Consider the following 10039-nt stretch of genomic DNA (forward strand, 5'->3'; position numbering starts at 1 on the left):
CACGTCGCCTAAAATCTCGTGGACGAACATAGTATTTCCCACAGGGCTCGCTCGACAGGATCGCATTTCAGTTCGACACCCACCAATAACAACAAGGAGGTGCGCACATGACCACCCACACTGCGCCAATTGAAGCGTTCGACGAGGACGCTTTCGAGGACAAGATCTATCGCAAGGTGAACTGGCGGATCATTCCGCTGTTTATCCTCTGCTTCCTGTTTGCCTATCTGGATCGGGTCAATATCAGTTTCGCCAAGCTGCAGATGCAGAGCGATCTGGGTTTCAGCGAGACGGTCTATGGCCTCGGTGCCAGTCTGTTTTTTGTCGGTTACTTTCTGTTCGAAGTCCCCAGCAACATGCTCCTGCACAAGATCGGCGCCCGGGTATGGATTGCTCGGATCATGGTCACCTGGGGCATCACGTCGGCATGCATGATGTTTGTGCAGACCGAGTTCTGGTTCTACACCCTGCGTTTTCTGATCGGGGTCATGGAAGCGGGCTTCGTACCTGGCGTGTTGTACTTCTTTACCCAGTGGTACCCGAGCAATCGTCGTGCCCGGGTCAATTCTTATTTCAAAAGCTCGATCTGCCTGTGCGGCATTGTCGGCGGGCCCATCGCCGGTTTGATCCTCGGTCACTTCGACGGCGTGCTGGGCATGCCCGGCTGGCGTTGGCTATTTCTGCTTGAAGGCCTGCCTTCTGTTTTGCTCGGCATCGTGGTGTTCTGGTTCGTCTGCGATCGAATCGAAGACGCCAAGTGGCTGAACGACGCCGAGAAGAAAGTGGTGCTGGCGCGTATGGCGCGTGAGGTCCAGCCACAGACACCACAAACCTTCAAGGACATCTGGAAACACCCGACCACCTACGTGATGTCGGTGATTTACCTGTGTCTGGTCATGGCCCTGACAGGCTTGCTGTTCTGGATGCCGCAGTTGATCAAAAGCGCCAGTGTTGCCGACACCATGACCATTGGCTGGCTGACCGTGATTCCTTATGTAGGCGCAGTGGTCGGCAATTTGCTGATCGGTGCGAGCTCCGACCGACGCGGTGAGCGCCGTTGGCACATGGCGGGCTGTGCGTTGTTCACGGCGGCGGGGTATCTGTTGTGTGCCGTCTTCCCCGGTCAACTGCTGCCCTTGATGATCGGCATGACCATGATCATGACCGGCATCATCGCCTGGATGCCGATTTTCTGGACCATCCCGCCACGCTTTCTCAGCGGCCTCGCCGCAGCAGCAGGCATTGCGCTGATCAACTCCATCGGACAGCTTGGCGGGATCATCGCGCCGTTCATGGTCGGACGCGTGAAGGATCTGACGGGCGCGGCGACTCCAGCCTTGTACGTGCTGTGCGCAGTCTGCGTGCTGGCCATGGCGCTTATTATCTGGGGGATTCCGAACCGTTATTACGTGCGCGAAACCACCCACGACAAACCTTCGGCGGGCGCAGTTGAAGCGACTGCCTGATTGTGACGGTGGTTCTGTCCAAGGTGGTTTTGGCCTATCATTCGCGCTTTTACACAGACGAAGACTGCCATGACCACCAATCCGACGACGATGAGCGCAGCCCTGAAAGACGCCACGATGCTGGAAATTGACGGGCTGCATGCCTGGGATTTCTTCCTGGGCGACTTTCTGACCCTCGAGTGCATGGATGGTCGCGAGCGCAAGACCTGGCGTTTCACGATGGAGCAGGTCAATGCTGCGACCTTCGATGAAGCTCAGGAATGCTGGCTGATCACCGACGGTACCCATGATTACCGCATGAAATGCCTTGAAGCGTTCACCCCGACCAAGGATGACGAGGACGACGCGCAAGAGGACTGACCTCCGGATAAAACCAATCAGCGGCAAGCCTGTCTTAACGTTGTTCGCGCGTCGATGGCGCCCAATAACAACCTGAAAAAAGAAGGCTCTGCCCATGACTCGTACATTTCTGCCTTGGCTGGCACTGGCCGGCGCAATGAGCGCTTTTCCTATACAGGCGCAAAGCATGACTGAATACGACGTACTGATTGGCTCTTACACCCAGGCTTCCAGCGAAGGTATTTACCGGTACCGCTTCAATAGCCAGACCGGCCAGCTCGATGCCAAACCCCTGCAAGTAATCAAGACTGACAACCCTTCCTGGCTGACCCTTTCCAAAGATCAGCGCCACCTGTTCGTGGTCAACGAGAACGGTCCCGGCGGCAAGGATGTTGTGGGCAAGGTCAGCAGTTTTGCCATTGATGCCAAGACCCATCAGATCACCCCGATCAATCAGGTGAAGAGCCAGGGTGACGAGCCGACGCATTCCAGCCTCAGCCCGGACCAGCGCTTCCTGTTCGTCTCCAACTATGCCGTGCAACCCGATCCGGGTGGTGCGCTGGCGGTGATTCCGGTGGGCAAGGATGGCAAGTTGTCCGAAGTGGTTCAGGTCAGCAACGATCATGGCGCGAGCAAGGTCAATCCTGAGCGCCAAGCCTCTTCCCACGTCCACTCGGCGATCCCGACGCCGGATGACAAGTATGTGGTGACCAGCGATCTTGGTGCCGACAAGATGCTGGTGTTCAGCTATGACGGCGATCGCGCCAAGCCTTTGCAGCCGGCCAAAACGCCGACCGTGCAATTGCCTGCTGGCAGTGGCCCGCGTCACTTGCTGTTCAGCGAGGACGGCAAGCACGCCTGGCTGACCCTGGAAATGGTCGCTCAGGTTGCTGTCTTTGATTATCACGATGGCGTGTTCAAGCAGACTCAACTGGTGGACCTGAAGAACAAGGATGCGCAGCAGAAAGTCGGCGCGGGTGGCTTGCACACCTCGCCGGACGGTAAATTCCTTTACGTGGCCAACCGCGGTGAAGCCAACCAGGTGCTGGTATTTGCCATCGATGCCAAAGGGCAGCTCAAGGAAGTGCAGCGTCGTTCCGTTGAAGGTGTGGAGCCCCGTGAGTTCCGTATCGACCCGAGCGGGCAGTTCATGTTAATCGCCAATCAGAAGAGCAATCAGATCGTCACCGTGAAAGTCGATCCGAAAACCGGGCAGCTGGGTGAAACGGTGCAAAAGCTCGACTTCGATTCGCCTTCGGACTTCCGGTTCCTGACTGGCAAGTGATCCTGACAGAACCTCAAACCCGCGTTTCGCGTGGGTTCTGAGGTTCTATCAATTCAAGTGATATGAGCTAGTGCTACAAAACATTTTGGCTGAGCCGCCCTCGGGGGTAAGTTTGAGTCACGGCCAAGACGGTCAAGACTTGAAACGTAGTTCAATAGAACATCCGAGGGTTAACGCCATGAACTTCAATATCTTCTCCATCATTGCCGCGTCTGCCATTTCCGCCACTGTTGCATTGCCTGCCCATGCCAGTGTTGATGTGTCCGACAAGAAGCCTCACGCCACTCAGACTTACACCCCTAAATACTTGCAGCAAAGTGCTAATTTCTACGCAGCACTGGATCACAAGACTCAACAATGAATAAGCGATTGAATCCATTCCCGGTTAACGAATGTATCGCTACCCGGGAATGGATTCGCAAAAAACACTGTTGTTGATGGTTGTTTGTTAATAGATCACGCCGCTTTCGCGAGCATGTTCGCTTACCCAGGTTTTTGCGACCGTCTGATCATCGCGTATCAGAGCCATGCAAATTCTGCCAGTGAGCCTGCTCGCGAAAGCGCCGGATGAGTCCCTCTTGGCCCGCATCTCTCATAGAATGCGGGTTTTTTTTGCCTGTCTGTTTAAACAATCTGTAGGAGCTGCCGAAGGCTGCGAAAGCAGTATTACTGACGCGCCGCCATCGCAGCCTTCGGCAGCTCCTACAGGGTTATCTATTGAATTGATAAACCGGTTCAATAATCAACCCAACTGATATTCGCTATCTCCAGCCATCGTTTTTCAATACTCCGGTTTTCCACGATCCTGTCGGCCTGGCAACACAACACTGGAACTTACGGAGTTACACCCATGGCCACTGCCATTCTTCACTCAATCAAACAAAGCGCTTATATCGCCATTTCGCTTTATGTGGTTTTTATTGCAGTGGTTACTGTTACCAGTATGAACCCGCAACTGACAGCCCCTTCGACCCAAACCCTTGTTGATCGCGCAGCGCTGAATACTCAGGAGCGTCCATCGTGAGTGGCGGCAAAATGTGGGTAACTGCGGGCCTTGCCGTCATGATCAATGGCAGTACGTTGCTGGGGATCGGCCAGAACTCGGTCGGTGGGGTGGCGCGTAATATCGAATGCCGGTATGAAATCGCTCAGGCCATCGAGCTATCCCGGGCGCAGAAAGTGCTGGCGGGGAACCGGCCGGAGAAGGTTGGGGTGGTTGTGTAATGCGGCGGGCAGTGCGCTTTCCTGTGGGAGCGGTGCTTGCCCGCGATAAGGCTGGACGCAATTCTGGGATAGACCGAGTTGTACCTATCGCGGGCAAGCACCGCTCCCACAAAAGATTGCGGTTACCGGTAGGCCATGGTCACTTCACCATCACCGCTCGAAACAATGCTGACTGAGTGAACCGCTCCAGCCAGCCACGCAACTTCGGATACGGGCTTGTGGCGAACCAATCCGGATCCACCGCGCTGAACTGCCGTATGAACGGCGCGACCGCGATATCTGCCAGACTCAACCGGTCCGTTACCAGAAAATCCCGGTGCTGCAAGCGCGCTTCCAGTTTCTGCAAGAACACCTCGCCCAGTTGCCGGTAATGTTCCTGGGGATATTCCGGGTGGCGCACGAAGTATTTGTAGCGATCCAGATGCTGCTTGAACACGTGATCGTTCTCTTCGATCAGTGCCTGAATGTCTCGGCGGCCGTCGCCGTCGTCGATCAATAGCCAGTTGTCCGGGTCATTCTGGGCCAGCGCCCAATGCATGATGTCCAGACTCTGCTCCAGCACCTGACCTTCAAGCACCAGTACCGGCACCGTACCTTTTGGCGAGCGCTCAAGCATTTCCGGCGGTTTGGCCTTGAGGCTGACTTCATGGATCTGCACGACGCAGCCTGAGTAGCGTAGCGCCATGCGGGCGCGCATGGCGTAAGGGCAGCGGCGGAATGAGTAAAGCACGGTTGCCATCAGTGACTGACCTCTACCGTACTCAAACCATTACCCTGACGTCGCACCTGAATCTGCACCGGGATCCGTTCGTGCATTTCCTGCACGTGAGAGATCACCCCGACCTTACGGCCTTGAGCCTGCAAGCCATCCAGCGCATCCATGGCCAGTTGCAGGGATTCCGGATCGAGGCTGCCGAAGCCTTCGTCAATGAACAACGATTCGATTTTCAACGTGCTCGACGCCATGGAGGCAAGACCCAGGGCCAGTGCCAGTGACACCAGGAAGGTTTCGCCGCCGGAAAGCGAATGCACGGAGCGCAGCTCGTCGCCCATTTCCGTGTCCATGACCAGCAAACCAAGCATGCTGCCACCGCGCTTGAGGCGATAGCGCCGCACCAGTTGCTTGAGCTGGGCGTTGGCATGATGCACCAGCAAATCGAGGTTGTAGGCCTGGGCGATCTTGCGGAACCGGTCGCCTTCAGCCGAGCCGATCAAGGCCGCCAGTCTTGCCCAGCGCAGGTATTCGCTATGGGCGTTGGTGATCTGCTCCTGCAATTCGCGGCTGGCGTTGTTACGGCGCTCGTCTTCGCTCAGTTGGGCGCGCAGATCAGCACATTGCTGTTCCTGTTCAGCGCACAGCTTTTGCGCCTCCAGCAAGGCGGCGGTCAATTGTTCGGCATCGGTCACATCGCTGTGATGGGCCTGATGCTGTTGCAGTTGTTTGTCCCGTTCCTGAAGCAGGATGCGGGTTTGCTCCAGGGTCTTTTCGCTCTGCTGCAATTGTTGGCGCAGCTGGCTGACACCTTCATCGCTGTAGCCGAGCAGCACTTCCAGGGCGGCATCATCCAGTTCGGGATGGGCGCTGCGCCATTGACTGATCTGCTGATCCAGCTCCCCCAGCTCTTGCTGCAATGCCTGCAAGCGCGATTGTTCGCTTTCCAGCCCGGTGGCCAGTTTGATCAACTCGCTACGTGCCTGTTGCAATTCTTCGCTGACGGCAGCTTGTGCCTGACGGGCCTGCTCCAGCGAGGTCTCAAGTTGTTGCTGCCAGTGCTCGGCGCTGGCATGACCACCCAGCATTTCAGTCAGGCGTTGCTGGCTGGCCAGTTGCTGGGCTTGGAGGTCGGCGAGGCGTTGTTGCTGCTTCACACGCTCCTGTTCCAGATTGTGCTGGCTGTCCTGTTCCCGTTCGATCCGGCGTGCGCGCTCGGTGTGTTCCTGTTGCTCTTCCTGCTGGCGGTCCAGTTGTTCCAGCCGCTGCGCGATGTCGTTGTCCAGTTGCATGAAACTGTCGGTGGCCGCTTCACGCCAGCGTGACAGGCTTTCAGCGGGCAGCAGCGGTTCGAATTCTTGCAGTGCGGCTTCAAAGGCCTGATTGTCCAGCGCAATATTGCGCTGTTGATCGTCGAGCATTTTCATCGCGTGCTGGCTGGCATCACGAGCACTTTGTACGTTTTGCTGCAACTGCTCGGCATCTTGCTGCACTTTGAGCAACAGTCGCTGGCGCTGTTCGCTGGTGGCGATTTCTTCAGTCAGCGCATGCAGCCGCTCGCTCAGCCAGTCGCTGCGTAGCTGCTCGGGTTGTTCCAGTAAGCGCGCATAAAGCTGATGCGCTTCAAGTTCAGGTGCGAGCTTTTGCAGCTGCTCAGTGAGCTGTTCCAGTTGCGGCCGGGCCTGTTTGAGGCGGGCATTGAGTTCGGTGACTTCGGCACGCAACTCGGCGAGTTTTTCGCTGAGCTGACTGACCTTCAACCGCGCACTGTTTTCTTCGCTGTCGTCATGGCCGGACAGGGCCTGGAGCAGGGCGTCGGACTGATGATAAGGATGATCTTCGCTGCCACACACCGGGCACGGTTGCTGATCGACCAGTTGCGCACGCAGCTCTTCAACGCTGGCGCTGCGGGCCAGACGCTGACGTTGCAGCAACTCGACGGTGACTTTCAGCGCCTGCTCGGCGGCTTCGTGTTCAGTTTTCAGTTGCAGTCCGCTGGCAATACTTTTATTGCGCTGCTCGTTGGCCTGCTGTTGCTGCAACTCGACATCCTGCAGACGTTTTTCGATGTCCTGATGGCGTTGCCAAATGCGCTCCAGTGAATCAATGGCGCTGTGTTGCTGACGATTGTCGTGGAGCAATTGACCCAGACGCTGGATTTCGGCATTGACCGCTTCGGCCTTGACCTGCGCCTCGCTGTACAGCGCTTGCAAGGCATTGCGCCGGTCAGTCAGTTCCTGCTCGGCACGGGTTGAGTTCTTTTCCAGCTCCGGCAGTTCTTCACGGCCTTTATTCAGCCGCGCGCTGAGTTTCACGGCTTCCTGCAAACGCGGCCGATAGGCCGTCCACGCTTTACTCAACGGGGCGAGTACGGCGCTTTTCTCCAGTTGCTCGGCAATGGTTTGCAGGCGTTCGTCCAGCAAGCGCTGTTGATCGAGCAACTGATTCAACGCCGCCTGGCTGTCGGCCTTTGTCCGCTCGGCCGCTTCGGCGTGGAGCGTTGCGTCCTGCACTTCTTTGTTCAGGTGAGTGAGGTTGCCTTGCTGCTCGAACGCCTGACCAATGATCGGTGCGGCGGTTTTTTTCTGTTGCTCAGCCTGTTCGAGGGCGTTATTGGCGGTGAGCAGCTTTTCTTCAAGGCCGGTTTGTCGTGCTTGCAGGTCATTCTGGCGTTGTGCGTGCTCAGCGATTTGCGCACTGAGCGGGCTCAGTTGGGCGTCGAGTCTATGGCGCTGGGCGAACAGGTGTCGCTGCGGTGCAAGGCGTTCCAGTTGGCCGAGCAACTGACGCTGGCTGTGCTGGTTTTCCCAGTCTTGCTGGGCGCTGGCCAGTTGTTCACTGGCGCTCTGGTGTTCGTCACGCAAGCGCAGCAGTTCAGTCAGCCACTGCTGCTTGAGTTCCAGCTGACGCTGTTGCGCTTGCTGGATCTTGAGCTGTTGTTGGGCTTCGCTGAAATGTTGCTCCAGTTCTGCGCGCTGCTCTGGCGGCATGGGCGCGATGCCGGTGGCCAGCAATTTCAGATCGTCGTGGATCTTTTCTGCCTCTTTGCTCTTGCTGAAAGCCCGGCGGCCCAACTGGCTATAGATAGCCGTGTCGGTGAGCTTTTCCAGCAGTTCGCTGCGCTCTTTGTCATCCGCCTTGAGGAAGGCGCTGAATTCGCTTTGGGCGAGCATGACCGCCCGGGTGAACTGCTCGAAGTTCAGGCCCAGACGGGCTTCGAGCATGGTTTTGTATTCGGATTTGTTCTGCGTGCTGAGGATCTGCTCGCTGTCCAGGTCGGTCAGGGTCTGGCGGCTGGCCTGGAGTTTTTTTGCGGCGTTGTCACGTGCGCGGTTGGTTTCCCAGCGAGCGCGGTAGCGGCGTTTGTCGATGCCGACGAAATCCACTTCGGCATAACCGCTCCCGGTGCCACGCCGTAACAAGGTGCGCGGGTCGTTAGTGCTGATGTCGCCGTCGATTTCCGGGACCCGTGACTGGCCGATGTTGCTCAGGCGTGGAATGGCCCCAAACAATGCCAGACACAACGCGTCGAGCAAGGTACTTTTGCCCGCGCCGGTAGGACCGGTGATCGCGAACAAGCCAGCGCTGGCCAGGGGCTCTGCGGTGAAATCCAATTCAAACGGCCCGGCCAGGGAGGCAAGGTTTTTCAGGCGGATGGCGAGAATTTTCATGGTTGCTCGCTCTCCAGCTGGACTTCCTGCAACAGCGTGGCGAAGTCGCTCAGGGTTTGTTCGTCGACCTCGCTGCCGTAGTTATCCAGCCATGCGCGGCTGAACAGTTCCTGCGGGCTGAGCTGATCCAGTTCGATCAGGCCCTCGTCGCTGTCGCCACCGTCATTGCTGCCTTTACCCGCGTACTCTGCTCCGATCCGTACCAGGCGCACGGCTTTGCCTTGCAGGGCCTCTTCGATCTGGTTACGCAGATCCGGCTGCGGTTCGTCCAGGCGGACCCGAACTTCCAGCCATGGCTGGCGATCAACGTCGGCCAGCAGGTCGATGTCCGGCAAATCCTTAAGCTGCAACAGCAACTCGGCCAGCGGTGCCGGGCCAATCCGTTGCAGGTTGACGGCGCGGGGGATCAGCAGGGTTTCAACGCTGCGCAGTTGCTCGCCGTCGCAGTCTATTTCGAGAATCTGGTGCTGATAGCCAATCTCCGAAAATGACAGAGGGATCGGCGAGCCGCTGTAACGAATGCGCTCTTCGCCATTGACCCGCTGCGGCTTGTGCAAATGGCCGAGGGCGACGTAAGTGATGCTCGGGCCGAACAGGCTGGCGGGCAGGGCTTCGGCGTTACCGATGATCAGGCTGCGTTCGGAGTCTTCCGACACCGATCCACCGGCCATGTGGGCGTGGCTGATGGCGATCAGGGCCTGACCCGGCTGACGCTTGAGGTTGGCCGCTTCGATCAGCAGTTCATGCACCCGGCCAATGCCACGCAAGTAGTCGTCGCCCAGGGTTGCGCCGGTGACTTCAGCGGGGCGCAGGAAGGGCAGAGCCAGGCACCATGCGCCGATTTCACCTTTGGCGTCGGGCAGTGGCAGCAACAGGCGTTCGACATCCAGGGTGCCGTCATCAAGCCACAGCACGCGACCCAGGGCATGGGTGCGCAAGCGGCGCATCAATGGCGCGGGCAGTTCGATGCGCGAACCGGAGTCGTGGTTGCCGGCAATCATCACGATAGTCAGTAACGGTTGCTGCTCGTGGGCGCTGACGATGAAGTCGTACAGCCGCTCCTGGGATTTGACCGGCGGGTTGACGGTGTCGAAGATGTCACCCGCGATCAGCAGCACGTCGGGCTGACGCTCTTTCAGCCGGGCCAGCAGCCAGTTCAGAAAGCTGGCGTGTTCGAAGTCCCGCTCCTGGCCATGAAGGTTCTGGCCGAGGTGCCAGTCGGAGGTGTGGAACAGTCGCATGGAGTTACCTTGTTTGTTTAATCAAAACGATTTGACGATGCGCGATGATCTGTATTTGTGTGCATGTCGGAGAGGGCGTCTGTGCCTGCCCCTCTTTTGGC

General features: G+C 57.8%; 9 protein-coding genes. 6 read left to right on the forward strand and 3 right to left on the reverse strand.

The genetic code is table 11. The features are described 5' to 3' along the window. The first annotated feature begins 107 nt into the window (after positions 1–107). The 6 genes from H8S59_RS23900 (at position 108) to H8S59_RS23925 (ending at position 4314) form a co-directional block, all read left to right on the forward strand. Entirely contained in the window at positions 108–1466 is a 1359-nt protein-coding gene (locus H8S59_RS23900) for an MFS transporter (RefSeq protein ID WP_187523024.1), read from the forward strand. A gap of 69 nt (positions 1467–1535) precedes the next feature. Continuing rightward, on the forward strand, positions 1536–1826 hold the full coding sequence (locus tag H8S59_RS23905) for a DUF5629 family protein (protein WP_187523025.1): 291 nt from the start codon (positions 1536–1538) through the stop codon (positions 1824–1826). Between the two features lie 94 nt (positions 1827–1920). Then, positions 1921–3090, forward strand: a complete 1170-nt coding sequence (locus H8S59_RS23910) for a lactonase family protein (protein ID WP_187523026.1) — start codon at positions 1921–1923, stop codon at positions 3088–3090. A 178-nt stretch (positions 3091–3268) separates the two neighbouring features. Beyond that, positions 3269–3451 (forward strand): hypothetical protein, encoded by a 183-nt coding sequence (locus H8S59_RS23915; protein WP_095093329.1) that lies wholly within the window; start codon positions 3269–3271, stop codon positions 3449–3451. 489 nt (positions 3452–3940) lie between these two features. After that, the gene (locus H8S59_RS23920) at positions 3941–4114 is read left to right on the forward strand and encodes a hypothetical protein (protein WP_187523027.1); all 174 of its coding nucleotides are present in this window, start codon (positions 3941–3943) and stop codon (positions 4112–4114) included. Further along, on the forward strand, positions 4111–4314 hold the full coding sequence (locus tag H8S59_RS23925; RefSeq protein ID WP_049826970.1) for a hypothetical protein: 204 nt from the start codon (positions 4111–4113) through the stop codon (positions 4312–4314). The genes H8S59_RS23920 and H8S59_RS23925 overlap by 4 nt, the downstream gene beginning before the upstream one ends. 139 nt (positions 4315–4453) lie before the next feature. On the opposite strand, the gene H8S59_RS23930 is transcribed toward H8S59_RS23925, so the two are convergent. From H8S59_RS23930 to H8S59_RS23940, 3 genes are read right to left on the reverse strand one after another with little or no spacing between them, the layout of a single operon-like run. Beyond that, positions 4454–5053: a glutathione S-transferase gene (locus H8S59_RS23930; protein WP_187523028.1), complete on the reverse strand. Its 600-nt coding sequence runs from the start codon at positions 5051–5053 to the stop codon at positions 4454–4456. Next, positions 5053–8697 (reverse strand): AAA family ATPase, encoded by a 3645-nt coding sequence (locus H8S59_RS23935; protein WP_187523029.1) that lies wholly within the window; start codon positions 8695–8697, stop codon positions 5053–5055. Before H8S59_RS23935 ends, H8S59_RS23930 begins: the two co-directional genes overlap by 1 nt. Continuing rightward, positions 8694–9938: an exonuclease SbcCD subunit D C-terminal domain-containing protein gene (locus H8S59_RS23940; protein ID WP_187523030.1), complete on the reverse strand. Its 1245-nt coding sequence runs from the start codon at positions 9936–9938 to the stop codon at positions 8694–8696. The genes H8S59_RS23935 and H8S59_RS23940 overlap by 4 nt, the downstream gene beginning before the upstream one ends. Positions 9939–10039: the final 101 nt, after the last annotated feature.

Origin of the sequence: Pseudomonas folii (assembly GCF_014357575.1) — a bacterium.
Taxonomy (GTDB): domain Bacteria; phylum Pseudomonadota; class Gammaproteobacteria; order Pseudomonadales; family Pseudomonadaceae; genus Aquipseudomonas; species Aquipseudomonas folii.

Excerpts from the sequence above, each read along its gene's own strand:
- H8S59_RS23900 (WP_187523024.1), top strand. The coding sequence starts at position 108 with ATGACCACCCACACTGCGCCAATTGAAGCGTTCGACGAGGACGCTTTC.
- H8S59_RS23905 (WP_187523025.1), top strand. The coding sequence starts at position 1,536 with ATGACCACCAATCCGACGACGATGAGCGCAGCCCTGAAAGACGCCACG.
- H8S59_RS23910 (WP_187523026.1), top strand. The coding sequence starts at position 1,921 with ATGACTCGTACATTTCTGCCTTGGCTGGCACTGGCCGGCGCAATGAGC.
- H8S59_RS23915 (WP_095093329.1), top strand. The coding sequence starts at position 3,269 with ATGAACTTCAATATCTTCTCCATCATTGCCGCGTCTGCCATTTCCGCC.
- H8S59_RS23920 (WP_187523027.1), top strand. The coding sequence starts at position 3,941 with ATGGCCACTGCCATTCTTCACTCAATCAAACAAAGCGCTTATATCGCC.
- H8S59_RS23930 (WP_187523028.1), bottom strand. The coding sequence starts at position 5,053 with ATGGCAACCGTGCTTTACTCATTCCGCCGCTGCCCTTACGCCATGCGC.
- H8S59_RS23935 (WP_187523029.1), bottom strand. The coding sequence starts at position 8,697 with ATGAAAATTCTCGCCATCCGCCTGAAAAACCTTGCCTCCCTGGCCGGG.
- H8S59_RS23940 (WP_187523030.1), bottom strand. The coding sequence starts at position 9,938 with ATGCGACTGTTCCACACCTCCGACTGGCACCTCGGCCAGAACCTTCAT.